At 66.5% G+C, this 25,374-nt stretch carries 22 protein-coding genes; 5 read left to right on the top strand and 17 right to left on the bottom strand.

All coding sequences use genetic code 11. The annotated features are described in order from the left end of the window. Window positions 1-129: 129 nt before the first annotated feature. The 6 genes from ACZLZQ_RS00710 to ACZLZQ_RS00735 all read right to left on the bottom strand — a co-directional run bounded on the left by ACZLZQ_RS00710 (window position 130) and on the right by ACZLZQ_RS00735 (window position 7,656). Window positions 130-3,039 carry a response regulator gene (locus ACZLZQ_RS00710; RefSeq protein WP_472947622.1) on the bottom strand — a complete coding sequence of 970 codons (2,910 nt, stop codon included), beginning with the start codon at window positions 3,037-3,039 and terminating at the stop codon, window positions 130-132. Between the two features lie 343 nt (window positions 3,040-3,382). Further along, window positions 3,383-4,099: a hypothetical protein gene (locus tag ACZLZQ_RS00715; protein ID WP_472947624.1), complete on the bottom strand. Its 717-nt coding sequence runs from the start codon at window positions 4,097-4,099 to the stop codon at window positions 3,383-3,385. Next, on the bottom strand, window positions 4,096-4,473 hold the full coding sequence (locus ACZLZQ_RS00720) for a DUF2382 domain-containing protein (RefSeq protein WP_472947626.1): 378 nt from the start codon (window positions 4,471-4,473) through the stop codon (window positions 4,096-4,098). The genes ACZLZQ_RS00715 and ACZLZQ_RS00720 overlap by 4 nt, the downstream gene beginning before the upstream one ends. Before the next feature lie 57 nt (window positions 4,474-4,530). Then, window positions 4,531-4,767 carry a hypothetical protein gene (locus ACZLZQ_RS00725; RefSeq protein WP_472947628.1) on the bottom strand — a complete coding sequence of 79 codons (237 nt, stop codon included), beginning with the start codon at window positions 4,765-4,767 and terminating at the stop codon, window positions 4,531-4,533. Between the two features lie 169 nt (window positions 4,768-4,936). Continuing rightward, entirely contained in the window at window positions 4,937-6,448 is a 1,512-nt protein-coding gene (locus ACZLZQ_RS00730) for a PAS domain S-box protein (RefSeq protein ID WP_472947630.1), read from the bottom strand. 92 nt (window positions 6,449-6,540) lie between these two features. Beyond that, complete coding sequence (locus tag ACZLZQ_RS00735) at window positions 6,541-7,656, bottom strand: Gfo/Idh/MocA family protein (protein ID WP_472947631.1); 1,116 nt, start codon at window positions 7,654-7,656, stop codon at window positions 6,541-6,543. A gap of 850 nt (window positions 7,657-8,506) precedes the next feature. On the opposite strand from ACZLZQ_RS00735, the gene ACZLZQ_RS00740 reads away from it, so the two are divergent. Next, a complete protein-coding gene (locus ACZLZQ_RS00740) occupies window positions 8,507-9,667 on the top strand; it encodes an SMP-30/gluconolactonase/LRE family protein (protein WP_472947632.1) in 1,161 nt (386 codons plus the stop codon). A 104-nt stretch (window positions 9,668-9,771) separates the two neighbouring features. On the opposite strand, the gene ACZLZQ_RS00745 is transcribed toward ACZLZQ_RS00740, so the two are convergent. Then, on the bottom strand, window positions 9,772-10,449 hold the full coding sequence (locus ACZLZQ_RS00745; RefSeq protein ID WP_472947633.1) for a GntR family transcriptional regulator: 678 nt from the start codon (window positions 10,447-10,449) through the stop codon (window positions 9,772-9,774). 152 nt (window positions 10,450-10,601) lie between these two features. Here ACZLZQ_RS00745 and ACZLZQ_RS00750 point away from each other — a divergent pair, with 152 nt between their 5' ends. The 4 genes from ACZLZQ_RS00750 (at window position 10,602) to ACZLZQ_RS00765 (ending at window position 14,495) form a co-directional block, all read left to right on the top strand. Next, complete coding sequence (locus ACZLZQ_RS00750; protein WP_472947634.1) at window positions 10,602-11,636, top strand: phosphotransferase; 1,035 nt, start codon at window positions 10,602-10,604, stop codon at window positions 11,634-11,636. 4 nt (window positions 11,637-11,640) lie between these two features. After that, window positions 11,641-12,957, top strand: a complete 1,317-nt coding sequence (locus ACZLZQ_RS00755; protein WP_472947636.1) for an aspartate aminotransferase family protein — start codon at window positions 11,641-11,643, stop codon at window positions 12,955-12,957. Window positions 12,958-13,023: 66 nt separating this feature from the next. Further along, the gene (locus ACZLZQ_RS00760; RefSeq protein ID WP_472947637.1) at window positions 13,024-13,293 is read left to right on the top strand and encodes a hypothetical protein; all 270 of its coding nucleotides are present in this window, start codon (window positions 13,024-13,026) and stop codon (window positions 13,291-13,293) included. Between the two features lie 407 nt (window positions 13,294-13,700). Beyond that, complete coding sequence (locus ACZLZQ_RS00765) at window positions 13,701-14,495, top strand: SDR family NAD(P)-dependent oxidoreductase (RefSeq protein WP_472947638.1); 795 nt, start codon at window positions 13,701-13,703, stop codon at window positions 14,493-14,495. A gap of 55 nt (window positions 14,496-14,550) precedes the next feature. On the opposite strand, the gene ACZLZQ_RS00770 is transcribed toward ACZLZQ_RS00765, so the two are convergent. The 10 genes from ACZLZQ_RS00770 to ACZLZQ_RS00815 form a co-directional block, all read right to left on the bottom strand. Continuing rightward, window positions 14,551-15,432, bottom strand: coding sequence for a PfkB family carbohydrate kinase (locus ACZLZQ_RS00770; protein ID WP_472947639.1), 882 nt, complete (start codon window positions 15,430-15,432; stop codon window positions 14,551-14,553). Continuing rightward, window positions 15,429-16,295, bottom strand: coding sequence for a MurR/RpiR family transcriptional regulator (locus tag ACZLZQ_RS00775; protein ID WP_472934823.1), 867 nt, complete (start codon window positions 16,293-16,295; stop codon window positions 15,429-15,431). The genes ACZLZQ_RS00770 and ACZLZQ_RS00775 overlap by 4 nt, the downstream gene beginning before the upstream one ends. Further along, a complete protein-coding gene (locus ACZLZQ_RS00780) occupies window positions 16,292-17,266 on the bottom strand; it encodes an ABC transporter permease (protein ID WP_472947640.1) in 975 nt (324 codons plus the stop codon). The genes ACZLZQ_RS00775 and ACZLZQ_RS00780 overlap by 4 nt, the downstream gene beginning before the upstream one ends. A gap of 3 nt (window positions 17,267-17,269) precedes the next feature. Further along, window positions 17,270-18,799: a sugar ABC transporter ATP-binding protein gene (locus ACZLZQ_RS00785; protein WP_472947641.1), complete on the bottom strand. Its 1,530-nt coding sequence runs from the start codon at window positions 18,797-18,799 to the stop codon at window positions 17,270-17,272. A 72-nt stretch (window positions 18,800-18,871) separates the two neighbouring features. Next, window positions 18,872-19,927 carry a sugar ABC transporter substrate-binding protein gene (locus ACZLZQ_RS00790; RefSeq protein ID WP_472947642.1) on the bottom strand — a complete coding sequence of 352 codons (1,056 nt, stop codon included), beginning with the start codon at window positions 19,925-19,927 and terminating at the stop codon, window positions 18,872-18,874. A 55-nt stretch (window positions 19,928-19,982) separates the two neighbouring features. Then, window positions 19,983-20,969, bottom strand: a complete 987-nt coding sequence (locus ACZLZQ_RS00795) for a sugar phosphate isomerase/epimerase family protein (protein WP_472947643.1) — start codon at window positions 20,967-20,969, stop codon at window positions 19,983-19,985. Between the two features lie 358 nt (window positions 20,970-21,327). Continuing rightward, window positions 21,328-22,053 (bottom strand): SDR family oxidoreductase, encoded by a 726-nt coding sequence (locus ACZLZQ_RS00800; protein ID WP_472947644.1) that lies wholly within the window; start codon window positions 22,051-22,053, stop codon window positions 21,328-21,330. A 79-nt stretch (window positions 22,054-22,132) separates the two neighbouring features. Then, entirely contained in the window at window positions 22,133-22,864 is a 732-nt protein-coding gene (locus tag ACZLZQ_RS00805) for an SDR family oxidoreductase (RefSeq protein ID WP_472947645.1), read from the bottom strand. 38 nt (window positions 22,865-22,902) lie between these two features. Beyond that, a complete protein-coding gene (locus ACZLZQ_RS00810) occupies window positions 22,903-23,877 on the bottom strand; it encodes an ABC transporter permease (RefSeq protein ID WP_472947646.1) in 975 nt (324 codons plus the stop codon). After that, a complete protein-coding gene (locus ACZLZQ_RS00815; protein WP_472947647.1) occupies window positions 23,867-25,369 on the bottom strand; it encodes a sugar ABC transporter ATP-binding protein in 1,503 nt (500 codons plus the stop codon). Before ACZLZQ_RS00815 ends, ACZLZQ_RS00810 begins: the two co-directional genes overlap by 11 nt. Between the last annotated feature and the right edge of the window lie 5 nt (window positions 25,370-25,374).

Raw genomic sequence — 25,374 nt, forward strand, 5'->3', positions numbered from 1 at the left:
AGCGACCCAAACTAGTGCTTCAAGCGAAACAACGCGGCCAGCTTCTGCGGTTCCCTCGCAAGCCTTCGCAGGCGCGGGCCTCGCAACGGTCGCGGTCATCCCGCGATCGAGGTCGGATGAGCGTCTGGCTCACACTTTCTCCGTCTGCCCCTGAGGCGCCGGGATGACGCCCCGGATCCGCTCCGCCAGCTGGCGCATGGAGACCTCGGTCTTCGACAGAACCTCGTCCGCCGCCGCGTTCAGCGTCCGCCGCTCCTCGCTGGTCAGATCCATCGAGGAGAGGACGACGACGGGAATATCGGCAAGGTCCGGCCGCGCGCGGAGCTCGCCGAGAAAGTCGAAGCCGTCCATGATGGGCATGTTGAGGTCGAGAAGGATGAGATCGGGACGCCTTTCCTCCAGTCGCTCGAGACCGAGCCGGCCATTCGTCGCCGAGGCGAACTCGAAGCCGAGCCGGCGCAGCATGGCGCCATAGCGGCCGAGCGTGTCCTCGTCGTCGTCGATCGCCAGCACCAGCCCGCCGGGCGGCTCGCGAAACCGGTCCATCACGCCCTTCAGCTTATCCCACTCGACCGGCTTCACCAGGTAGTCCGTGGCGCCGAGCGCATAGCCGAGCCGCTTCTCGTCGAGGCTGGAGATCATCACCACCGGAATGCCCGACAGGACCGGGTCCTCCTTCAACTCAGACAGCACCGACCAGCCGTCCTTCTTCGGCATGGTGACGTCGAGCAAGATCACGTCGGGCACGATCGCCCGCGCCATTTCGAGGCCGGACACCCCGTCCGACGCCGTCCGCACGGCATAGCCTTCCTTGGTCAGGAACCGGGTGACGAGGTCACGGGCATGCGGATCGTCATCGATCGCCAGTACGGTCCCGGCGGGACCGGGCAGTGCGGGATCGCCACCCGTCGGCAGGATCGGCTGGTCATGCTCGTCCTCGGCGACGATCGCGGGGACGCGGATGGTGAAGGTGGTGCCCTTCCCTTCCTCGCTGGCGACGCCGATGTCGCCGCCGAGCAAGCGGCAGAAGGCGCGGGTGATCGCGAGACCGAGACCGGTGCCCCCGAACTTGCGGGTCGTTGTCTCGTCGGCCTGGGCGAAACGCTCGAACAGGCGCTCGACCTGCTCCTGCGTCATGCCGATACCGCTATCGGTCACCGCCAGCGTGATCCAGTCCCGCGACCCGTCCGACTTGCGCTCGGCGGAGAGAGTGATCGTGCCGCTCTCGGTAAACTTCGAGGCGTTCGACAGGAGGTTGAGGAGGCACTGACGGATCTTGACCTGATCGGTGTGCATCTCGCCGAGCGCGCCATTGTGCGCGATGACGAGCTCGTTGGACTTCTTGGCGACCAGCGAGCCGACGGTCGCGGCGACATCGTCGAGCACGGCAGCGAGATCGAAGGTCTCGGCATAGAGGTCCATCCGCTCCGCCTCGATCTTCGACAGGTCGAGCACGTCGTTGATCAGGCTGAGGAGGTGGCGGGCATTGCTCTCGATCTTCTTGAGGTCCGGCAGGAGATGGCTGTGCCCGAGATCCTCGACCTCTTCCTCCAGCATTTCGGCATAGCCGATCACCGCCGACAGCGGCGTGCGCAGCTCATGGCTCATATTGGCAATGAACTGGCTCTTGGCCCGGTTGGCGTTCTCGGCAACTTCCTTGGCCGCCAGGAACTCTTCCTCGAGCGCGCGCTGCTTGGTAACGTCGGTATGCGTGCCGAACCAGCGCAGGATACGTCCGTCCTCGCCCAGGATCGGCACCGCCTGCCCAAGGAACCAACGCAGGCTTCCATCCGCCGCCGTCAGCGGGAAGGTATCCTCCCACGGCTCACCGGAGGCGAAGGCGGCGCGGTAGCTGGCATCGACGCGCTCGGCATGGTCCGCAGCGATGACCGTCGACCAGCCTTCCGCGGCCATCCGTTCGGCGTTCGTGCCGGTGTAGTCGAACCAACGCCGGTTGTGCCAAAAAATCTCGCCGGACGGCCGCGCCATCCAGGCAAGCTGCGGAATGTTGTCGGCGACGGCGGTCAGGCGGTGACTGGTTTCGCTCAGCTCCGTGGCGGTGCGCAACTGCTCTGTCGTATCCAGCACGAAGACGCCGACGCCATGGGCGCCGGCTGTCGTTCCCTTGGTCGGGAAGGCCGAGATGACCGCCCGGCGCTCCCCGCCTTCGCCGAAAGCAAAAGCCCGGTCGGTAACGGTTTCCTTTGATTCGAGCACACGGTTTAGGATCGGCAGGAGCCAGTCCTTGGCCTTGTCGGTTCCGGTCGAGGCGATGATCCCGGCAAACTCGCGGTTGGCGCGCACCAGATGGCGGTCGGCGTCGAAAAAGGCTGTGCCGACCGGGGCAGCTTCCAGCAGATCGCTCAGGAGGTCGGCGGCGGCCCGCAGCTGCCTCTGCCTTCGCCGGGCGACGGTGACGAGGTAGAAGGCGGCAGCGATGGCGGGAAGGAAGAGGCCCACCTGGAGCCAGGTCAGGAAGCGCTCGAAACGGGTGTTGCCGTCGATCACCTCGCTGGACGCCTGCTTCATCTCGCCAATCGCCTCGCGCAACTGGCCCATGATCTCACGGCCGACCCCGCCGGTAATCAACGCCGAAGCCGCGTCAAAACCCTGTTCGCCACGGGTTGCGACCACCGAGTCGATGAAATCCATCTGCTGCTGCGCAAGATCCTGGATCACCTCAAGTTCCTCGCCGTCGGCCGAGGCGCTGGCCAGCGTCTGCGTCACCGCATCCAGCGAGACGGGAAATGTCTCTGCGGCCTGACGGTAAGGCTCGAGAAAAGCGTCGGTGCCGGACAGCACATAGCCCCGCATGCTGCTCTGGGCTGTCGTGACCGTCGCTTGCAGGTCGGACAAAGCCACATTCAGCGCCGCCTGCGCATTGCTCGACATGCTCCGGGCATGGCTGGCCCAAAGGCTCCAGGCGAACAGCGGAACGGTCACCACCAGAACGATGATACTGGCAACGAACCCTGCGGAATCAGCGCGGCGACCGGGGGCTATACCGCGACGGGCGGCACCCAACATATTGATCGCCATGGAGCGGCGGTATCCTTGTCTAGCGACGGATGCCGAAACGGCAACGCGCACGATTACGTGAGGCTAACTGCTTCATGATACACGCAGAACCGCCCGAGGTTCCGGCATTTTGATCGCTGCCCATTTCTTCGTCTAGCAGATGTGATCAAAGCGGGGTGATAAATTGCCTGACTAGGAGCGTTAGGAAGCGCGAACACCGGATGCAGAGCCGTGAAGGCTCAAGTCGCCGCGTGCGGCAAGTTTTCCCCGCCGTCGGCCCCTGTCGCGCCGTCAGTCACCCGCATGACCGCGGCGCAGGATTAGGCTCGACGGAGCGTCGCCGAGACGCCCCGCCGGTCCGGCGTCAGGCTTCGTGATGGCTCTCGCGACGAACATCCGCCGACTTCACACCATCCTTGCGGTCGACGGATACGTCGGCGCGCGTGTCCCTGCGGTCCATCGAGGGCGACAGGATGTCGACGGTCGCTCGACCCGACGACACCTCTCCGCGGCCGGAGACGTCGGCGACGTAGGAGCGGACGCGCGCGCGGCCGTGGCTGACGTCGCGCGTGCCAAGCCGGGGGTTCGCATCGGCCAGCGCCCCGGTGTCGGCATGATCCGTGCCGAGCGTATCCTGCCGGACCGGCCTGCTGCTTTCACCAAGAGAAGAGTGCCTCGGACGAACGCCCGAAAGCGCATTCAGGCGCTCGATCGAGCCGATCGCATAGTCGGTCGGACGGTTCCAGCCATCCGCCTCCCAGGACGAGGCCCTTTCGTCGAGGTCTGCGGCCCCCTCCGCCTCGAGGATATCGGAGACCGCATCGAACTGGGCTTCGGGACAGGTCACCGTCACGACGGACCCACCGCGTCGAACACCTTCGGCATAGGTGTCGCGGTCCTCGTCGCCCATGAAGAAGTCCGCAAGCGATGCGAGGAAACCCTTATCCGCGGGCTCGCCAGCGGAAGCGGTTCCGTCGTGCAAGGCGACGTTCGCGCCGGCAATGCCGAGGTGCGCCAGCCTGGCGACGGCGGCCTGGGCCTGCGTGCGGGTGTCGAAATAGGCGGTGATGGTCTGTGTCATGGCATCGTCTCCCCTTTGTCTTCGATGGGCTGCAAGTCTTGGTCGCCGCTGGTTCCCCCCGCCATTGGCGGATTTAATGGGACCGTCGGTTCAGCTGGCCTCGCCGATGCGCTGCGGCGGACGTGGATTTCTTCGCGCAGGAACAATCGCTTGGTAACCACGAGGACCTCCTCGACGAGTGAGATGATCGTGACATCCCCCTCCTGTCGAACCCGGGGCGCCTCATCGACCTCCCGGTCCACTCGAACCCGCGTTACCTCCACGGGTGCCGCATCGAGGTCATGAACGGTGGCGTGAACTAACGTTTCGGCCCCGGCAGCGGTCGGCATCCCCGCCCCGCCGGTCGTTACCGTGATCCTGTCGATCCGCACCATTTCTTCCCGGCGAAGAACGACAGGAGGCGTGACTGGCGCCTGATCACCGCAAGGCATTCAGGCCGTCCGGCGCGAGGGCATCAGGCGGTCGGCCCGGAAGGGATGGCCAAGGTCCGGACGCTGGCCGAGCCAACCCGTGATGGCCCGGGGAACAACGACAAGGCCGGCGATCCGGGTGCTTGCTATAACGTTGCCGAGCACGATCCTGCGCGCGTCGCCGCCGCCTTCTGACGAAAGCTTTTCAGCTTTGGCTGTGCTGGGAATCGCGATCGCATTCTTCATCTCGTCGATCATCTGCTGTCTCCTCCACCCACGGGGACGATCGACGGCGCGATGACGCGGCGAACGCCCCGATAGGACCGTCAAAGCCTGCGCTAAAGTGCAGCATGGCCCGTAGGTCACGAAAAAGATGGAGCGGCGTGACCAGATCAAAAAGGCTTAAAAGAACCAATTCGTATGGCTACTATTGGCTCTTCTTGGGATCTTTGGGGTCCTTGCGGGATGAACGCCCTGTCAGGCCGCGCTGGCGGGCCCAGACCACGGCGGCGCCGCGGCGCGCGACCTGAATCTTGCGGTACAGCGATCCGATGTGGTTGCGCACCGTATGCCGCGACAGGTTCAGCGTGGACGAGATGTCGGCATCGCTCAGCCCCTCGCAGATAAGCTCGAGCACCTCGCGCTCGCGGTGCGACAGCATGTCGAGTTCCGGGCTTGCAGCTTGGCCAGGCGTTCCAGAACGGGCATTCGCCAGTTTCTCGACGATCTTGCGGCTGAACCAGGTGGCATCCATCATCACCGCGTCGATGGCCTCGATCAGGTCGACCTCGGTTTTCTTCAATTCGGTCACGTCCGAGATGATGCTGAGAATGCAGTCTGCGTCGTCGATGACGATCCGTTCCGCCGCCAGCCGGCAGTCGCGTTCCGATCCATCGGCATGGCGGATGCGGAAATCGAAATCGCGCACGGACCCGTTTTCGAGAACCTGTCTCTCGAACGCAGTCCGGACCTCTGGATCGGCCCAGATATGAAGGTCCGGCGCCGACCGGCCGATAATCTGTTCGCGCCCGTATCCCGTCAGTGCGGTATAGGCGGCGTTGACTTCGATGAAGCGGAAGCCCGCTAGCCGGCTGATGGCGGAAGCGACCGGCGACAGCTTGAAGGCCTTCGAGAACCGCTCTTCGCTCTGGCGCAGCGCCTTTTCGGCGCGCCGCCGTGGCTCGAGATCGGCGAAAGTGAACAGCATGCAGGGCTCGTCCGACAGCTCGATGGGCTGTCCAGCGACAAGGACGCACTTGGTCGACCCGTCCGGCAGCGTGAGATCGGATTCGTTCTGCGGAATGGTCTTTCCCTCGCGCAGGCATTCCAGGGCATTGTCGCGCCCCCGCGAGCCCGCCAGCACGTCGAACTCGAGGGCGGTGCGGCCCAGGATATCGTCCGGGGAGAAGCCGGTCATGTCGAGGAAACCGCGGTTCACCCGGACGAAGCACTGGTCGGAGATGCGGCAGATCATGGCGGGTGCCGGATTGGCGTTGAAGGCGCTCTCAAAACGGTCCTCGGCGTCGTAGCGCGCGGTCTCGTCCTCGACGATGAGCACCAGGAAATCAGGTTCGCCATTCTCCCGGGTGATGACCTGAAAGCGCAAGGCATGGACGCGGGTCTCGTCCGGTTCGCCGTCCAGCCGAACCTCGGCAATGGACGGCTCGCAGACCTCACCCGCCATGGCCCGGGCAACCGACAGGCCTGCCTCGCCGTCGGCATGCCGGTCGCGGGCCGTCAGCCTGAAGCGTTTGCGGAAATCCTCAATGTCGAAGCCGAGATCCTCGATCCGGTCAGCTCCGTACATCTTGAGCACGGCTTGGTTCGCCCAGACGATGCGCTGATCGAGACCGACGAGGATGACACCGTCGCGCAGACCCGCAAACAGCTGATGGAGCTGATGGTGTGTTCGGTCCTTCGCGGCGGATGACTTCGTCATGGCGGCACTCTCAGGCAGATCTTGGCAGGTATCGGCAAGAGGGCCCACGGCCGGTCGGGCCACCCGCGGGCCTCCTCACCGGTGTTTGCGCCTCAGGCGGACTGGGGGATGACGCTGATCAGCCTGTCCTCGCCCGGCGCCTTCGACGGCTTCAGCTTCAAGGCCTGGTCAGGCTCGACGCCCCGGCTGCGGGAGCGCGGCTCCAGCGTCACCGTCTCACCGGTTTCGAGCGAGCGCTCGACCGCGGCGAGCACCCGCATGTCCATAAGCCCCTCTTCTCCATCCGCCTCCGGATCGCGCCCCTCGAGGATGCAAGCCGAGAAGTATTCCGTCTCGTTGCCGAACTGGTCGACTGGATCGAAGGCGTGCTCCTCCTTGGTCTTCTCCACCGTCTCGACGTAGGTGATGCTGGTCGTCGCGCCGAACATGAAGCACGGCGAGGCGTGGATGCTGGCCTTGGTGCCCATCAGATCGAAGGACTCCGATGCGGCCACCGCGTAGCTGACGGTGAACTGCGCGACACGCTCCTGCGGGAAGAGCAGCGTCACGGCGACCGTGTCGTGGAAATTGAAGCCGCGGCTCGGCGTCTTCGTGCCGACGGCATGCACGGCGATGGGCTCGGCGCCGAAGAGGTTGCGCACGGCATTGAGAGGATAGGTGCCCATGTCCGGCACCGGGCCGCCCCAGTAGCCGTTATGGCCGCGTGAGTTCTTCTCGGCGACGTCCTGGGTAAAGGTCGACACGAAGCTGCGGAGCTCGCCGAATTCGCCGTTGCGGGCGCGGGTGATCATCTCGACTGTGCCGGGCTCGTGGTGAAGGCGGTAGGCGATCATCAGCTTGGCGCCGCTCTTCTTGTGGGCGGCGATGATCTGTTCAGCCTCTTCGACGCTCGACGCCATCGGCTTCTCGAGGAGCACGTGAATGCCGGCTTCCAGCGCCGGGACAGCATACTCCAGATGGAGGAAGTTGGGGGTCGCGACATAAACGGCGTCGATCTCGCCGGAGGCCAGGAGCTCGCCATACTGCTCATAGCGCCAGGCCTTGATGCCATAGAGCTTGGCCAGCTTGTCGGCCTTGGCGGGATCGCCGGTGACCAGCGCCACCAGCTCCGAATTGCTGGTCTGGCCGATGCCGGGCATGAAAGCCTGCTGCGAGATCTGTCCGCCACCGACGACGGCATAGCGGATTTTCTTTTTCATTCCGAACATGGGGCTCTCGTTTGGGGAGGTGAAAAGTGGGGTCGAGGGTCGAAAGGGCGGGACCGGTCAATTGTTCCCCGGTACCAGCCAAGCGCGCTCGCCAATGCGCCGAGCCGGATCATTCGCAGGAGCACAGCGTGCCGCGACGGATAGGGTCGCGGAGCACGTCGACGTTGGAGAGGGTGGTGATGGTGTTCGTGCCGGTTTCGCGGGGCGGATCGGCCTGACGCATGGCGCCTGATGCTGCCGTCGGACGCTTGAAGCCGACACCTACGCATGACGCCTACGCTAACTTCACGCCTAAGCTTGGAGCGTACACTTCCGCTTCCACCGCTTGCGCTGCTGCGTCCGCTTCGTCATCCCGGGCTTGACCCGGGATCCATTCCAAATCGCCGTCACGATCGAGAACGGCGGACCGCTGTGATTGAACCGGAGCGGCGTAACAAGCGCTGAGGAATGGATCCCGGGTCAAGCCCGGGATGACGAAATTTCAACGACTACGCCAAGGAGGGAGACGCAACAGGGTAAGCATACGCACAGGGGAAGGCGGAGCAGGTCCACCCCGCCGGCGTCAGTCAGGCCACTCATGGTCTTCAGCGTATCGACCACACCACCTCCGCGCTGATCGTATCTTGGCCCTCACGCCGAACCGCCTCTCGCGCCGCGTGTCCTCACCGCGAAATACGTACGCCACCGAACCAAGACGCCGCGTGGCTCACGATCCGCGGAGCCGGAGGAACCTCCCCCTTCCCTTCGAGATTGGCAGGAACCGTTCGCCAGGTGGAAAGTCCGCCTTTCCTCTCGGCTCTTGCCAAAGACCCTCGCGTCGCCGGCCCCATTTCCGCGTTAGGATTTCCGGATGAAGACACTTCCCATCATGCTGCTGGCTGGCTTCGCCGCCTGCTCCGTCCCCGCGATCGCCGCGGCCCAGCAGAACTCAGCACCCGCCGCCCAGCTGGAGCAGGTCGCCGCCTTCCCGCACCAAGTCACCGGCGTCACCGTTGCCGAAGACGGCCGCATCTTCGTGAACTTCCCGCGCTGGACGGAGGATTCCCCGGTGTCGGTTGCAGAAGTCATGAAAGACGGCAGCATCAAGCCCTACCCGGATGACGGCTGGAACAGCTGGCGCAATGCCCGCAAGGACGAGATGACGGCGGTCGATCACTGGATCTGCGTCCAGAGCGTCGTCGCCGACGGCCGCGGCAGCCTCTGGGTGCTCGATCCCGCAGCGCCGGCGCAAGGCACGCTGGTGCCGACCGGGCCGAAGCTCGTGAAGATCGATCTGAAGACCAATGCCGTCGCCCAGACCATCGCCTTCGACGAGACGGCGGCGCCGCAAGGATCCTACCTCAACGACGTCCGGTTTTCGCCCGATGGCAAATACGCCTACATCACCGATTCCGGCGCCAAGGGTGCGCTGCTGGTCGTCGATCTTGCGGCCGGCAAGGCCAAGCGTCTGCTCGACGGGCACCCCTCGACGCAGCCCGAAAAGGGCCTCGTCGTCACGGCTGACGGCAAGCCGGTGCGCCGGCCCGATGGCCGCGGCGTGGAGTTTGCGGCCGACGGCATCGCGCTGACGCCGGACGGCAAGACGCTGTACTGGCAAGCCATCAAGGGCAAGACGCTCTACCGCGTACCGACCGAAGCGCTCGTCGCGGGCCTCGAAGACGGCAAGGATGTCGCCGCCAGCATCGAGCCTTACGGTGAAAACGGCGTGGCCGACGGCCTGATCATCGGAAGAGAGAGCGGGCACATGTACGTCTCCGCGCCGGAAGAGGATGCGGTCAAGATCCGCGACCTCACGGCCGGCCCGTCGGCCAAGCCCGAAATGCTGGTCAAGGACGCCCGTCTCCGCTGGCCCGACACGTTCGGAGAAGGGCCGGACGGGACGGTCTACGTCACGTCCTCGCACATCCAGGACTCGGCCTTCTACAAGCCGGGGGCACCGGCCAGCCTGCCGACGGAACTGTGGCGCATCGTCTTCGACAAAACCGCCGACGGCGCGGCACCGAAGCCGTAACGAAAACGGAAGCTGGCAGTGCGACGGCGCCATAGCGGCGCACTGCCTTCAATGCGAGCCTCCGTCCGAGGACGGAGGCTCCGTCCGCGGACGGCGGCTTTGCTTTACCGGCGGATGTCGCCGTTATCGGACAGCACGCCGGCGCTTTGGAAGAAGACGATGGCCGCGTTGATGTCGGCCTGGATGGCAGCGTCGGCTGCGGCGCCATCCCGCCGCTCAATCGCGGCAAGAATGTCGTAGTGATGGGCGATCATCGCCTCGCCGCCGCTGGCGTAGACCGAGGCGATGAGCGGCCCCATGCGCAGCCAGAGGCTCTGGATCATGCCATGCAGCACCGGCAGGCCGGCGGCCTCCGAAATACCGAAATGGAAGGCTCGGTTGAGCCGCACCGCCGCAGCGACGTCGCCAGACGAGCGCGCGGCCTCGTTCTCCTCGACGATCCCAGCGAGTATAGCGACGCCTGCGGCATCGACCGCGTCCGCGGCGAGCCTGGCGGCAAGCCCCTCCAGCCGCAACCGGATCAAACGAACCTCGTCCAGCTGGTGAGCCGTCATGCGCGGCACCCGGATATCCTTCGGGCCGCGCCACTCCAGTGCATGCGCCTCGACGAGCCGCAATATTGCGTCGCGCACGGGCGTCACGCTGACGCCGAGCTGGTCGGACAAGGTCCGGATGCGCAGCTTGTCGTCCGGCTTCAGCACGCCATCGGTCAGCGCCTGCGACAGCCGCGCATAGACCCCCTCGTAGAGATTGCGCCGGTCCATCGGCTGAAACCCGTCCATCGCCTTCCGTTCTTCCTCAGCCCGTTTCGACCCACTCCGACGATGCCGAACCGCCGCTTCCCATAAGCCACATCAATCTTGACGCATGATGCATCAAAAAGCTATCGTGGCCGCGTCGCCTGTACACGACGCCTCTCCCCGCTGGACCTTTGATGCAACAGCCGCCGGAAGACGACATCCTGAACGCCCACTGGGAACTCTGCGGGATGGCGGAGGTCGAAGCGCTGACCGCGTCCGTCTTTGGCGTCACCGGCGAGGCCAAGCGCCTGTCGAGCGAACGCGACGAGACCTTTCGGGTCGAGTCCGAGCACGGCCGCTTCACGCTGAAGATCGCCAATCCGCTCGAGGACGTCCGGGCCCTCGATTTTCAGGCGGATGTGCTGCTGCACCTGGAAGTCATGCCGCTGCAGGTCCCCGTGCCGAAGATGGTGAGAACGCTCGGCGGCGAGACGAGCTATGCCTTGCACACGGCGGGCGGAAGCCGCCGCTTGCGGATGATGACCTATCTCGACGGTGAATTGCTGGGCGCGACGCCGGCCAATCCCCAGCTTTGCCACCAGCTGGGGCTGGCGCTCGGCAGCCTGTCGGCGGGCCTTGCCGGCGCAACGGCGCGGCCGCCGGCGGGAAAGCTCCTCTGGGACCTCTCGCATTTCGCCGACCTCGCCTCGCTCGTCGGCTTCGTCGCCCCGGAGCGGCGGCCGGGCGTCGAGGCGGTCCTCGACTGCTTCCGCCGAACCGTCCTCCCCCTGCTCGGCGACTTGCCGGCGCAGGTGATCCACAATGATTTCAATCCCTACAACGTCCTTGTCGACCCCGCGGCACCGGATGACGTCGCCGGGATCATCGACTTCGGCGACATGGTGTTCGGGCCGCGGGTGGCGGATCTCGCGGTGGCGGCATCCTACCAGGTGTGGAGCGAGGACTGGGCGGAGAAGCTCGCCGCCCTGCTCAGCGGCTTCTCGGCGCGGCGACCGCTGGAGACGATCGAGATCGACGCCTTGCCGACCCTCATCGCCGCGCGGCTGGCGATGACGGTGCTCATCACCGAATGGCGGGCGGACCTTCGCCCGGCGGAAAGGGATTACATCCTGCGCAACCACCGCACCGCCTGGGGCGGCTTGCAGCGCCTGTCCGCCGTCCCGGACGCCGACCTCCACCGCCTCATCCACGACAGTTGCAAGGCCTAATCCGATGACGATGGTCAATGCTTTCAGCGCGGACGATTTCGCCCGCCTCAGCCCAGACGAGCAGAAGCTGATCGAGCGGCGAGAGAGGGTCATGGGTCCGGCCTACCGGCTGTTCTACGAGCGCCCCATCCACATTGTCCGGGGCGACGGCGTCTGGCTCTACGACAAGGCCGGCGATGCCTATCTCGACGCCTACAACAACGTCGCCTCGCTCGGCCATTGCCATCCCGGCGTCGTCGAGGCGATCACCCACCAGACCGCCATCCTCAACACCCACACACGCTACCTCCACGACAGCGTGGTCGACTATGCCGAGCGGCTGACGGCGACGTTTCCGGCCTATCTCAGCCAGGTCATGCTGACCTGCACCGGCAGCGAGGCGAACGACCTCGCCGTGCGGATGGCGCGCTCGGTCACCGGCGGCACCGGCATCATCGTCACGAGCCTCGCCTATCACGGCGTGACCGCGACGGTTGCCGAGTTCTCGCCATCGCTCGGCTCGTCCGTCGCGCTTGGGGCCCACGTGCGCACGGTCGCGCCCCCCGATCCCTACCGCCAGTCGCCGGAAGAAGCCCGCGAGCGGTTCGGCCGCGACGTGCAGCACGCGATCGACGATCTCCGGCGCCATGGCATCCAGCCGGCGCTCCTCATCGCCGACACCATCTTCTCTAGCGACGGCGTAATCCCGGAGCCCAAGGGGTTCCTCGCGCCGGCGGTCGAGGCGATCCGCCGCGCCGGTGGACTGTTTGTCGCCGACGAGGTGCAGCCGGGCTTCGGGCGCACCGGCGACACGATGTGGGGCTTCGAGCGCCATGGCGTCGAGCCCGACATGGTGACGCTCGGCAAGCCGATGGGCAACGGCTACCCCATGGCCGGCCTCGTGGTGAAGCCCGCGGTGATCGCCGAATTCGGCAAGCGCAGCCGCTACTTCAACACCTTCGGCGGCAATCCCGTCGCCGCATCCGCGGGCATCGCCGTCCTCGATGCCTTGGCCAACGAGCGCCTACAGGAGAACGCCCGGACAGTCGGCGCCTATCTCTGCGAAGGCCTCTCGGCGCTGGCGGAAGACTATCCCGCCATCGGCGACGTCCGCGGCGCCGGCCTGTTCATCGGCGTCGAAATGGTCTCCGATCCCGAGACGAAGACGCCCGACGCCGCCGTCACCACCCGGCTGGTCAATGGCCTGCGCGCACGGCGCGTGCTGATCTCGGCCTCCGGCCCGCACGCCAACGTCCTGAAGATTCGTCCGCCCCTGGTGTTCTCGCGCGACAACGCCGACACTTTGATCGCCGCGATGCGCGATACGCTGCAGGCGATGTAACCATCTACCCACCCCCCTTTTCCGCGCCCCCTTTCCCCCGCCGGGCGCATCGCCAGATAGGGCTGCATGGCCGATCTCGACGCGTCCTTGCTGGCCCGGTTCCAGCGCCTCCCCATCGGCTACAGCGAGGGCGACTACCGCGGCCGTCGCTATGGGCTGACGGTGCGCACTTCTGCGGACGGCCGTCGAAGCTGGCTTTTCGGGGAAGACCTCGGGGGCGGGCCGCATGTCAGCGGCAATCTCTACCGGTTGAGGGACCGCACGCTTCTGAAGCCGTGCGAGATGTCGCCGGACAAGGTGATCGACTTCATCCTGCATTTCCAAGTCGCGCCGTGAGCGGCAGCGCCGGCGCAGCCTCGTCCAAAGGCTTCAAACCATCAGGACTTGCTCGGCGTGGAAGTCGATGAGGGCCCGTGCCAGACCGACAACGGGGGCGGACGGATCGATGATGATGGCTTGAAGGGCGCATTTGTTGCCGAAGTTGGGGCCCTTCCCGGAACGCCGCTCGAGGCCATTTACTGAGGCACGGCGAAGGACGCATTGCACCGGCGCATCGAAGATCGCCCCCCGGCGTCGGCACGATCGAGGCGGTCGCTGCCTTCGATCGGCTGCTGGCGGGTCTCGCCGCAAGGGAACAGGCCTTGCCGATGAGCGCCCACGGCGACGGCCTGCATGCCGCAGCCACCGGCAACAAGGCGATGGCGGATGTCCATCGACCTCGACACCCCTTTTGGAGAGAAGCCATGAAGATCGACCTCACGGGCAAGACCGCCCTCGTCACCGGCTCGACCGCCGGCATCGGCTATGCCATCGGGCTCGGCCTTGCCAAGGCCGGCGCCGCCGTCGTCCTCAACGGCCGCGACAAGGGCCGCACGGACGCGGCGGTGGCGAAGCTGAAGAACGAGGCGTCCGGCGCGGATGTCCGCGGCGTCGCGGGCGATGTCGGGACCGCCGAGGGCTGCGAGGCCATTATCGCCGCGCTGCCGGACGTGGACATCCTCGTCAACAATGCCGGCATCTTCAATCCGCAGGATTTCTTCGACGTGCCCGACGCCGAGTGGGAGCGCTTCTTTGCCGTCAACGTCATGTCGGGCGTGCGCCTGTCGCGCGCCTACCTGCCGGGCATGCAGGCGAAGGGCTGGGGCCGCGTGCTCTTCCTGTCGTCGGAATCCGGCCTCAACATCCCCGTCGAGATGATCCACTACGGCATGACCAAGACCGCTGACCTCGCGCTGTCCCGGGGCCTTGCCAAGCGGATGGCCGGCACGGGCGTGACGGTCAACGCCATCCTGCCCGGCCCGACGCTGTCGGAGGGCGTCGCCGACATGCTGGCGGGCGAGGTCAAGAAGACCGGCAAGCCGCTGGAAGAGGTCGGCGCCGACTTCGTCAAGGCGCACCGCTCGACCTCGATCATCCAGCGCGCCGCGACCGTCGAGGAAGTCGCCAACCTCTGCGTCTACGTCACGTCACAGCAGGCCTCGGCCACGACGGGCGCGGCGCTGCGCGTCGATGGCGGCGTCGTCGACACCATCGCCTGAACTGACGAAAGAGGCCGGGCTGCGTCGCCTTGGATTTAGCGTCGCTGCGCGGTGCCTATTCCGCGGCTAGTTGGGAGACGTGAGCAGCCGCGGCGGCGTTGGCGGTACTGAGGTGATCGGCGAGGTCGCCCTGTCCGCCGACGAGCGCCGCCACCAGCGCGCCGACGAAGACGTCGCCGGCGCCGTGGGTGCTGACCAGCGTCACCGGCAGCGCCGGCAGCGAGACGACGGCACCGCCGCGTTCGAGGCCGGCGACGCCATCGCCGCCCGCCGTGACGACGACCACCGGATAGCGCGGCGACAACTGCCGTGCGGCGGCGGCGGCGCCCGCGAGGTCATCGATCGCGTCCGAGCCAAAAGCCTCGGCCTCGATGGCGTTGACGACGAGCACGTCGACGAGGGCCGCGAGGTCCTCCGACAGATCGCGGGCGGGCGCCGCGTTGAGGCAGACCAGCGCGCCCGCCTTTTTCGCGGCCTTTGCGGCGGCGACGTTGACGGCGTCCGGCACTTCGTTCTGCAGGATCAGGGCACGGGCACCATCCCATAGCGCCGGGTCCGCAACGGCATCATGCGAGATCTGGAGGTTCGCCCCGGAGACGATGACGGCGCCGTAATCGCCCTCGGCGTCCGAGATCGCGACGCTCATGCCCGAGCCGACGGCGGAGAGTTTGGCGATGTGCCGCGGATCGACGCCGCCGGCCTGCAGATTTTCCAGGAGGAAGGCGCCAAACCCGTCATCGCCGATGGCGCCGGCCATGCGCACATCGGCGCCCGCCTGTGCGGCGGCGACGGCCTGGTTGCCGCCCTTGCCGCCGAACTTCGGGCGCCAAGCGGTGCCGGTCACCGTCTCGCCCTTGCGCGGCCGGTCCGGCGCGTCGACCATGATGTCGTAATGCAGGCTGCCGACGACGACGACGACGGGAAGGCTCTGGCTCATGTGCGTCTCTTGGCCTTGACGGCCCCCATGGTGGCGGAAAGGTTCTGCTCGGCGGCGGCGAGGTCGCGCTGGGCGACCGCGGCGAAAACCGCGTCGAACAGCACGAGCTGCGCGATGCGCGCGGCGGCGTTCTCGCCGAGCAGCGGTGAACCTTGCGCCGTCGAGCAGAGCACGACGTCGGCGATCCCCGCGAGCGGCGAGCCGGAATAGTTGGTGAGCGCGATGGTGCGGGCGCCGCGCCGGCGGGCCAGCTCCAGCGGCTCGATCACCGCATTGGTGTTGCCCGAATGCGAGAAGGCGATGGCGACGTCGTTCGGCCCCAGCAGGGAAGCCGACATCAGCATCATGTGCGCGTCGTCGAAGACATTGGTGCGCACGCCGATCCGCAGGAACTTGTGCGCGACGTCGCGGGCGATCTGCGCCGAGCCGCCGATGCCGTAGAGGTCACGCTGGCGCGCGCCGTGGATGAGGTCGGCGGCTCGCTCGAAGGCGACGGGGTCGAGGATCGACAGCGTCTCCTCGAGCGCATGGATCGAGGTACGGAAGACCTTCTGTGCGATCATCGGCCCGGTATCGTCGGGCGACAGCTCCTGGTGCAGGTCGGCGGTCGGCAGCCGGTTGTAGTCGGTGATGCCGCTGCGAAAGTCCTTGAAGCCGGTGAAGCCGAGCTTCTTGGCGATCTTGACGATCATCGCCTCGGAGACCCCGGCATCCTCGGCGATGCTCTTCAGCGACGTCGCCCCATCAAAGTCCCGCCGTCCGAGGATCATGTCCACCACCCGCGCCTCCAGCGGCGTCAGGTGGGGCATCATCATCCGGATATGCGGCCCGATGGTCCTCGGATCGCTGTAAGAAATGTTCATCCCCGCCCCCGCGTCGCGCGATCGATCAGCATCGCGACGAGGATGATAATGCCGGTGGCGAGGAGTTGGTAGAACGCCTGGACATTCAGGAGCGTCAGGCCGTTGCGCAGCGAGCCAAGGATGATGGCGCCGAGCAGCGTGCCGACGATCGAACCCTTGCCGCCCATCAGCGAGGCGCCACCGATCGCCGCGGCGGCGATGGCATCGAGCTCCCAGAGATTGCCCATGGTGGGGTCGGCCGCGCCGAGGCGGCCGACAAGGATCAGCGCGGCGACCGCGGCGAGCGCGCCGGAGATGGTGTAGCTCGCGATCTTGGTCATCGCCACCGGCACGCCGGCGATGTGCGAGGCTTCCTCATTGCCGCCGACAGCGAGGAAATACTCGCCGAGCGGCGTCTTGTTGAGGACGATCCAGACCGCCAGCGCCAGGACGGCGACGATGATCACCGGATTGGGAATGCCGTAGACGCTGGCGTTGAACAGCGCGCGGAACTCCGGCGGAATGCCGAAGATCGGGTTGCCGCCGGTGTAGATCAGCGCGATGGCGCGGTAGAGCGACAGCGTGCCGAGCGTCACGATGAACGGCTGCAGGCCGCCGAACGAGACCAGCATGCCGTTGATGGCGCCGGCGGCCGCGCCGAACAGGATGGCGGCGGGAATGGCGAGCGCGATGGGCACGCCCGCCAGCATCAGCGCGGCGGCGACCACCGCCGACATCGCCGCGGTCGGGCCGACCGAGAGGTCGATGCCGCCGGCGATGATCACCAGCGTCATGCCGAGCGCCACGCAGGCGTTGATCGAGGACTGCTGCAGGATGTTGACGAGGTTGCGCTCGGTCAGGAAGTTCGGCGTCAGCACCGAGAAGACGACGACGATGACGACGAGGCCGAACAGCGTGCCGGCATCGCGCAGGCCGAAATTGAGGAAGCGGCGGCGCGGGGCGGCGGGGGCGAGAGTGTCGGTGGTAGACATCGGTCAGTGCTCCCGGGGCGACGAGACGGGGCTCGCAGCGTCGTTGGATTGGGGAATGGCGTGCGCGACGATCGCTTCCTCCGTGAGGTCGGCGCGCTCGATGGTGGCCGCGATCCGGCCCTCGCGCATCACGAGGACGCGGTCGGAAACCCGCAAAACTTCGGGCAGTTCGGAGGAAACGACGATCACGGCACGGCCCTCGGCGGCAAGCCGCTCGATCAGCGCGTAGATCTCGGCCTTGGCGCCGACGTCGATGCCGCGGGTCGGCTCGTCGAAGAGGAGGATTTCGGCGCCGGCGGCGATCCAGCGGCCGATGATCGCCTTCTGCTGGTTGCCACCGCTGAACTGGCCGATTGGCCGCTCGATCATCAGCGGGCGAAGGTTCATCTCCCGCATCAGCTTCTCGCTCTCGCGCTTCAGAGCGCGCTGCTGGACGAAGCCAAAGCGTGAGAAACGGCGCATCGACGAAAGGCCGATATTGGCGCGGATCGACCGGCGGGCGACGATGCCGTCGCGCTTGCGCTCTTCCGGCAGCAGCCCGAGGCCGGCGGCGATCGCGGTGCGCGGATTGCCGAGCTTCAGGCGCTTGCCCTTGACCTCGATCTCGCCGGCTGTCGGCCTGTCGACGCCGGCGACGAGGCGCAGCAGTTCGGTCCGGCCCGCGCCGACGAGGCCGGAAACGCCGAGCACCTCGCCCCTGTGGAGGCGGAAGCTCGCATCCTGCACCGCGGTGCCGCGCGACAGGTTGCGGACGTCGAGGATGACGTCGGACGTGGCAAAGCCCTTGTGTTCGGCCTGGGCGAGTTCGCGGCCGACCATGCGCGAGATCACGCCCGCCTCGGTGGTCTCGGCGAGAACCACGTCGTCGACCTTCCGGCCGTCGCGCAGGATGGTCGCCGTCTGGCAGACGGTGAAGACCTCGTCCATCTTGTGCGAGACGTAGATCACGGTGACGCCGCGGGCGGCGAGCTGGCGGATCAGGACGGCGAGGCGGTCGAACTCGGCCGGCGTCAGGCTCGACGTCGGCTCGTCCATGGCGATGACCTTGGCGTCCTCCATCACGGCGCGGGCGATCTCGACGATCTGGCGCTGCGCGACCTTCAAGGTGCGGATCGGCACCGAGGGATCGATCCCCGGATCGAGCGAGCGCAACGCCTCGGCGGCGGCACGTTCCTGCGCGGCCCAGTCGACGAGGAGGCCGCCGGCCTTCTTCAGCGGCCTTCCGAGAAACATGTTCTGCGCGACCGTCAGCTCGGCGACGTGCTGCAGTTCCTGGTGAATCATCGCGATCCCGGCCTGCCTTGCGCCGACGGGGCCGCGTCCGGCAACCTTGACGCCGTCGATCTCGACATGGCCCTCGGAGGGGTCGAAGATGCCGGAGAGAATGCGCAACAGGGTGGATTTGCCTGCCCCGTTCTCGCCGAGCAGGCCGTGCACCGTGCCCCGCGGCACCGACATGGTGACGCCGTCGAGTGCGCGGATCGCGCCGAAACTCTTGCCGACATTGGATAGCAGCAAACGTTCGCTGGTCATCTCCTGGCCCTCCCGACCGCAGTTGACGACACCCGGGCTGCCCGCATCGCGCGGGGCCCGGGTGCCTGTGGCTTACTTGGCCGGAGCGGCCAGCAGCACCTTGCGGAGCGCGTCGCCCTTGACCGCGTAGGTCTCAACGTTGTCCTTGGTGATCAGCGCCTGCGGCGTCGTGACGACGCGCGGCAGCGCCTGCTTGCCGACGAGGCGCAGCGCCGTCTCCATCGCGACTTCGCCGGTCAGCATCGGGAAGCTGTCGACCGTGCCGGTCAGCTCGCCGGCGCGGATCGAGGCATAGGCGTCGGAGATGCCATCGGTGCCGAACACCACGACCTTGTCCGACAGACCAGCAGCCTTGACCGCCTCGACGACGCCGAGCGCCATGCCGTCATTGTTGGCGTAGAAGCCGAGGAGGTCCGGGTTCTGCTGCAGGATGGTGGCGGCGGCATCGTAGGCGACCTGGCGATCCCAGTTGCCGGGGACGCTGGCGACGACGGTGAACTTGCCGTCCTTGGTCACCGTCTCGGTGAAGCCCTTGGTGCGCTGGCCCGCGGCGAAGACACCGGCCTGGCCTTCGATGACGGCGACCTTGCCGCCCTCTGGCCGGTTGTCGATGAACCACTGCGCGACCCGCACGCCGTTGTCCTGCTGGACATTGCCGACATAGTGGCGGGCGCCGGGAATGACGGCGTCGTTGACGTTGACCACCGGCACGCCCTGCTGCTCCGCTGACTCCAGCGCCGGCTGCAGGTTGTTGTCGGTCTGCGGCGAGAAGAGGAGCGCGCTGAAGCCCTGTGCCAGCAGTGTCTCGGCGATCGAGAGCTGGCCGAGCTGGTCGCCTTCGCTCGATGCCGCCTGGTAGGCGACCTCGACATTGTGCTTGGCCGCGAACGCCGCATAGCCCTCGCCGAGGGTGCGCCAGTATTCATTGGTCAGCGTCTTCGACACGCCGCCGACCTTGGTGCCCTCGGCAATGGCCGGAAGGTCGCCGAACTTCGCCTGAAGCTCGGACCAGGCGATGCGGTCGGTCTCGGTGTCCGAGTTCAGCGGGGCCAGTTCTTGCGCGAAGGCCGAACCGGCCAGTAGCGAAAGTGTGCACGCGGCGACGAGCGCCTTGATACGAAAGGTCATTCTATCCTCCACAGATATTCCCGGACACTCTCCCGCGGTCCGGTTCGCGATGGGTTCAGGCCGCGCCGATCAGCGCTGCGTTGACGATCGCCTGGCTGGCGACGGCGTCCTGCCGGGCCAGCGCATCGCCGAGACGGTTGTCGCCCTCGAGGCTGTCGGCGACGGCGAGCAGCCGGTTGACGGTGGCGATGTTCACCTCGCACTCGGCGACGGGATCGAGGCCGCTCGCATCGGGGAAGGTGTCGAAGTAGAGTGCGCCGTCATAGCCGTCGCGGCGGATCTGGCGGAGCAGCTCGAGCGTCGCGCGCAGGTGCACCGCGCCGACCATCAGGCCGTCGTCGCGCTTGGCGTAGCCGTCGTTGAGGTGGACGCCGAGGAGGCGGCTCTTGCGGTGGATCAGCGCTGCGGCAAAAGCCGGTTGCTCGTCGGCATAGAGCACGTGGGCGAAGTCGAGCGTGACGCCGAGGTTCGGCGAGCCGGCTTCCTGGATGGCGAGGAGCGTCGTCGCCGCATCCGGCAGGAGGCTGTAGGAGCGCGGCTCGTTCGGCTTGTACTCGATCGAGATCATGCACTCCGGATCATGCGCGGCGACCTCGCGGATGCCCTCGACCTCCCAGGCCCAGACCTGGGCGTAGTCGACCTGGAAATTGTAGTCGAAGCCGTCCTGGCCGAGCCAGATGGTCATCAGGTTCGAGCCCATTGCGCGCGCAGCGTCGATGCCGCGCTTGGTGAGGTCGATCGCCTCGCGCCTCACAGCTTCGTCGGGATTCGTGAAGGCACCGAGCTTGTAGGCGGGATTGGTGTAGTAGCGCATGGCCAGGCCGTTGACGGCGAGGCCGATGTCGCCGATGCGCCGTCCGACCGCGACCGGATCTTCCGAGACATGATCGGGATAGTTGAGGTCGAGGTCCGTCAGCCCCTTCGCCGTTGCAGCACGCTCGGCCATCTGCAGCATGCTGGGCTTGCCATTGAGGTCGGGCCAGTAGGTGTGCTGCGACGAGGCAAAGGAGTTGAGCCGTGTGGCGAAGCGCGTGATTGACATCAAAACCGTCCAAGTCCGTTCGTGTTGTTCAACACAAAATCTAGAATACTTGTGAAGTTGTCAAGTCAGTCTAGCGCAAGCTGGCGCGATCGGTCACGGGCTCGCGCGGCCGGACAGCCGGTGGCGCGGCCGTTCCGACGGCAGACGCCGGCGATATCTTTTCCAAGGGAAGAAGTTCGAAACGGGATCGAGTCGCGTCGAAGGCGCGCGGACGCTGTGCGGGGCGTCGCGGCGGGACGGAGCCTCGTGCGACGGACGGCCTTTTAAAGGCTGGCGTCTCGGCCTTTACGGATGAGCGCAAAAGTGTGGGGACGGCCGAGAAATCGGCCATCCCCGCTTCATCGGGTACCGCGATCGATCAGACGGCGAGGAAACCGCCGTCGATCGGCAGGACGACGCCGGACACCATGCGGCTGTCGTCCGACAGCAGCATGGCGATCGCGGAGGCGACCTCCTCGGCTTCGGCAAAGCGGTTGAGGGGATGGCGCACCTTCATCGGTGCGCTCTTGACGTCGTCGCTCCAGGCGGCGAGCGCAAGCTCGGTCAACGTGATGGTGGGCGCCACAGCATTGACGCGGATGCCGTGCGGGCCGAGTTCCTTGGCCAGCACCCGCGTCGCGCCCTCGAGCCCCGCCTTCGAGGCGGCATAGGCAAGGTGGTCCTGGAAGCCGCGGTGGCCGGCGATCGAGGTGATGTTGACGATCGCCCCTCCCCCGCCGGCGGCAATGCGTGCCTTGGCGAAGGCCTGGCTGGTGACGAGCGCCGCGCGCAGGTTGATCCCGACGACCGCATCGAAGCCTTCGTCGGTCATCTCCAGCACGCTTTCGAGGACGTTGATCCCGGCGCTGTTGATGAGGTAGTCGCACTGTCCCGCTTCCGTCATCGCGGCCCGTGTGGCCGCCGTGTCGGCGAGATCGACGAGGATCGTCTTGGCGCCGATATCTGCCGCCAGGCGGTCGAGGTCGGCGGCGGTCCGGCCGAGCGCCACGACGCTCGCGCCGCGGGCGGCCATCAGCTCGGCACAGGCCCGGCCGATGCCCTTGCCGGCCCCGGTGATGATGACGCTCTTGCCGGCGAACTGCATGGTGATCCTTTCGGTTGGCGAAACTGCCTCCCGCGGGGCTGCCGGGACGTGGCTGTTCCCGCGGGAGGCGACTGCGGCTTCAGACGCGATCGAAATTGGTCGGCAGGACGATCATGTCGCGGATGGTGACCGTGCGCTTGCGGGTCAGCATGTACTCGACGGCATCGGCGACCTCAGAGGGATCGATCAGGCTGCCGGACTCCTTGGCCTTGCGCAGGTTCTCCTCCGGCCAGTCGGCCAGCAACGCCGAGACGACGGGACCCGGCGAGACCTGGCCGACGCGCACGCCATGCGGGATCATCTGCCGGCGCATGGTCTGGACGAAGCAGTTGATCGCCCATTTCGAGGAGGCGTAGACCGGCTCCCAATAGGTCGGGTAGTGGCCCGCGACCGAGCAGGTGACGATGATGTCGCCGGTCTTGCGCTCGATCATGTGCGGCGCGACGGCATGGACGTTCTTGATGACGGCGTTGACGTTGAGGTTCAGCATCTTGTCGATGGCCTCTGGCGTCGTCTCGGTGAGGTCGCCGCCGATATAGGTACCGGCATTGCAGTAGAGGATGTCGATGTGATCGACCTTGGTGAGGATCTCCGGGACCATCGTCGAGCAGCTGTCGGCGTCCAGGAGGTTCGTCACCTGCGGGATGGCCTTGTCGCCGAGCCGCGTGGCGATCTCGGTGAGGCTCTTCTCGTTCCAGTCGACCATCACCACGGTCGCGCCCTTCTCGAGAAGAAGCTCGGCGGTGGCGAGGCCGATGCCGGACGCCGCGCCGGTGATGACGGCGATCTTGCCGTTGAGGGATTCAGACATGTCGTGCTCCGTTTTCGGGTGTTGTTTGCGGCCGGCGGTCAGCGCCACTCGCGGCCGATGTAGATGGCGATGAGGATGATGCCGCCCTTGATGACGTCCTGCAGGTACGGGTTGATGCCCACGAGGTTGAGGCCGTTGTTGAGGATGCCGAGGAGGACGGCGCCGATGAGGGTGCCGATGATCAGGCCGCGGCCGCCGGCGATCGCCGTGCCGCCGAGGACGACAGCGGCGATGGCGTCGAGTTCGAAGCCGACGCCGGCATTCGGCTGCCCGCTCATCAGGCGGCCGGACAGGATGACCGCGGCGAGCGCCGAGGTCAGGCCCGAAATGCCGTAGACCGCAAGCTTCACCCGCCGGGTCTTCACGCCGGAGAGCTGGGCGGCCAGTTCATTGCCGCCGAGCGCGTAGACGTGGCGCCCGAAGGCGGTGCGCTGCAGGAGGACCCAGGCGATGGCATAGATCGCCAGCATGATGAGCACCGGGACCGGCACGATGCCAACACGGCCGACACCGAACCAGGAGATCCAGCTGGGCAAGCCGCTGATGGGATAGCCGCCGGAATAGATCAGCGCCAAGCCCCGCGCCATGCCCATCGTGGCGAGCGTGACGATGATCGCCGGCATGCGGCCCCAGGCCACCAGCACCCCGTTGGCCAGGCCGATGGCGATGCCGAGACCGATGGCGACGACGAGCGCGAGACCGGCAGGCAGGCCGGAATTGACGATCAGGCCGGCCGTGACGGTGCCGACGAGCGCCATCACCGCGCCGACGGAGAGATCGATGCCGCCGGTGAGGATGACGAAGGTCATGCCCACCGCCAGGATCCCGACGATCGAGACCTGGCGCAACACGTTGAAGATGTTGCTGATGGTGAAGAAGTTGTCGCTGGCGAGCCCCATCAGGCAGGACACGACGATAAGGCCGACCAGCGGCAAGGTCAGCTCGGATCGCAGGATCCGCCAGACGCCGGCCAAGCGGTCCTTGCGCTCGGTTACTGTTGCATCAAGCGACATGTTCTGCCCTCCCGGTCGTCGCAAAAGTCATGATCCGTTCCGCGCTGATGTCCTCGCCCTCGACGGTCGCGACGACCGCCCCGGAGCGGAAGACACAGACGCGGTCGGACATCCCGATCACTTCGGGCAGCTCGGACGAGATCATGATGATCGCGTGCCCCCGCGCGGTGAACTCGCGCATCAGCGCGTAGATTTCGGCCTTGGCCCCGACGTCGATGCCGCGCGTCGGCTCGTCGAAGATCAGGACGCGCATCTGGTGGTTCAGCCAGCGGGCGATGACCACCTTCTGCTGGTTGCCGCCCGACAGCGTGTCGACGCGCGCATGCGGGCCTTGCGCCTTGACCTGCACCTGCGCCATCGCCGTCTCGGTACTGGCCTGCTCCTTCTTGCCGTCGATGAACCAGCCGAGGGTGCGGTACTTGCCGTAATTGTTCAGCGAGACGTTCTGTAGAATCGAGAAGCGGGTGATGAGGCCCTGTTCCTTCCGGCTCTCCGGCAACAGGCCGATGCCTTGTGCCAGCGCATCGTCCGGCCCCGACAGCCGGGTCTCGCGCCCGTCGACCTTCATCTGCCGGCGGGACGCCGGATGGGCGCCGAGCATGGCGAGCACCGTCTCCGTCCGCCCGGACCCGACGAGGCCGGCAAAGCCGAGGATCTCGCCCTTGCGCAGCTGGAAGCGCGAGGACGGCCCGTTCTTCTTCAGCTGGATCGCCTCGACGTCGATGACGACGGGCGCCTGCGCATCACGCGGCGGCTTGGGCGGGAAATTGGTCTCCAGCTTGCGGCCGACCATCATTTCCACCAGCCGGTCGTTGTTGATTTCCGACACATCGCAGTCGGCGACGTAGTTGCCGTCGCGCAGGACCGTGATCCGGTCGCAGATCTCGAAGATCTCCTCCAGGTGGTGGGAGATGAAGACCACCGCGACACCTTGGCGCCGGAGCTCGCGCATGACTTTGAAGAGGTGCTCGACCTCGCTCGGCGTCAGCGTCGCCGTCGGCTCGTCCAGCACCAGGATACGCGCGTCGAGCGACAGCGCCTTGGCGATCTCGACGAACTGCTGCTGGGCGACCGACAGGCGCTTGACGGGAACGTCCAGCGGCACGTCGACACCCAGCCGCTGCATGATTTCCGCAGCCCGCCGGCGCATCGCCTTGCGGTCGAGCAGCCGCAGCGCCCCCCGTATCTCGCGGGCGAGAAAGATGTTCTCGACCGCGTTCATGTGCGGGATCAGGCTGAATTCCTGGAAGACGATGCCGATCCCGGCCTCGATCGCCTCGTCGTAATTGGCAAACGCGTGGATCTTGCCGTCGATGGCGATCGTCCCCTCGCTCGGCTTGATGATGCCGCAGAGGATCTTCATCAGCGTCGACTTGCCGGCGCCGTTCTCACCCAAGAGCGCATGCACCTCGCCGGCGCGCACCGTCAGGTCGATCCCGTGCAGCACCTCGATCCGGCCGAAGCTCTTCTTGATCCCTCGCAGTTCCAGCATGTGAA

Source organism: Mesocryomonas lacus, assembly GCF_055730105.2.

What these genes read in the sequence shown, in the direction of transcription:
- ACZLZQ_RS00755 (WP_472947636.1), top strand. Translation starts at nt 11,641, where the DNA reads ATGACGATGGTCAATGCTTTCAGCGCGGACGATTTCGCCCGCCTCAGC.
- ACZLZQ_RS00730 (WP_472947630.1), bottom strand. Translation starts at nt 6,448, where the DNA reads ATGACGAAGTCATCCGCCGCGAAGGACCGAACACACCATCAGCTCCAT.
- ACZLZQ_RS00780 (WP_472947640.1), bottom strand. Translation starts at nt 17,266, where the DNA reads ATGTCTACCACCGACACTCTCGCCCCCGCCGCCCCGCGCCGCCGCTTC.
- ACZLZQ_RS00815 (WP_472947647.1), bottom strand. Translation starts at nt 25,369, where the DNA reads ATGCTGGAACTGCGAGGGATCAAGAAGAGCTTCGGCCGGATCGAGGTG.
- ACZLZQ_RS00735 (WP_472947631.1), bottom strand. Translation starts at nt 7,656, where the DNA reads ATGTTCGGAATGAAAAAGAAAATCCGCTATGCCGTCGTCGGTGGCGGA.
- ACZLZQ_RS00770 (WP_472947639.1), bottom strand. Translation starts at nt 15,432, where the DNA reads ATGAGCCAGAGCCTTCCCGTCGTCGTCGTCGTCGGCAGCCTGCATTAC.
- ACZLZQ_RS00715 (WP_472947624.1), bottom strand. Translation starts at nt 4,099, where the DNA reads ATGACACAGACCATCACCGCCTATTTCGACACCCGCACGCAGGCCCAG.
- ACZLZQ_RS00785 (WP_472947641.1), bottom strand. Translation starts at nt 18,799, where the DNA reads ATGACCAGCGAACGTTTGCTGCTATCCAATGTCGGCAAGAGTTTCGGC.
- ACZLZQ_RS00720 (WP_472947626.1), bottom strand. Translation starts at nt 4,473, where the DNA reads ATGGTGCGGATCGACAGGATCACGGTAACGACCGGCGGGGCGGGGATG.
- ACZLZQ_RS00745 (WP_472947633.1), bottom strand. Translation starts at nt 10,449, where the DNA reads ATGGACGGGTTTCAGCCGATGGACCGGCGCAATCTCTACGAGGGGGTC.
- ACZLZQ_RS00750 (WP_472947634.1), top strand. Translation starts at nt 10,602, where the DNA reads ATGCAACAGCCGCCGGAAGACGACATCCTGAACGCCCACTGGGAACTC.
- ACZLZQ_RS00775 (WP_472934823.1), bottom strand. Translation starts at nt 16,295, where the DNA reads ATGAACATTTCTTACAGCGATCCGAGGACCATCGGGCCGCATATCCGG.
- ACZLZQ_RS00800 (WP_472947644.1), bottom strand. Translation starts at nt 22,053, where the DNA reads ATGCAGTTCGCCGGCAAGAGCGTCATCATCACCGGGGCCGGCAAGGGC.
- ACZLZQ_RS00810 (WP_472947646.1), bottom strand. Translation starts at nt 23,877, where the DNA reads ATGTCGCTTGATGCAACAGTAACCGAGCGCAAGGACCGCTTGGCCGGC.
- ACZLZQ_RS00765 (WP_472947638.1), top strand. Translation starts at nt 13,701, where the DNA reads ATGAAGATCGACCTCACGGGCAAGACCGCCCTCGTCACCGGCTCGACC.
- ACZLZQ_RS00740 (WP_472947632.1), top strand. Translation starts at nt 8,507, where the DNA reads ATGAAGACACTTCCCATCATGCTGCTGGCTGGCTTCGCCGCCTGCTCC.
- ACZLZQ_RS00790 (WP_472947642.1), bottom strand. Translation starts at nt 19,927, where the DNA reads ATGACCTTTCGTATCAAGGCGCTCGTCGCCGCGTGCACACTTTCGCTA.
- ACZLZQ_RS00795 (WP_472947643.1), bottom strand. Translation starts at nt 20,969, where the DNA reads ATGTCAATCACGCGCTTCGCCACACGGCTCAACTCCTTTGCCTCGTCG.
- ACZLZQ_RS00710 (WP_472947622.1), bottom strand. Translation starts at nt 3,039, where the DNA reads ATGGCGATCAATATGTTGGGTGCCGCCCGTCGCGGTATAGCCCCCGGT.
- ACZLZQ_RS00805 (WP_472947645.1), bottom strand. Translation starts at nt 22,864, where the DNA reads ATGTCTGAATCCCTCAACGGCAAGATCGCCGTCATCACCGGCGCGGCG.
- ACZLZQ_RS00760 (WP_472947637.1), top strand. Translation starts at nt 13,024, where the DNA reads ATGGCCGATCTCGACGCGTCCTTGCTGGCCCGGTTCCAGCGCCTCCCC.
- ACZLZQ_RS00725 (WP_472947628.1), bottom strand. Translation starts at nt 4,767, where the DNA reads ATGATCGACGAGATGAAGAATGCGATCGCGATTCCCAGCACAGCCAAA.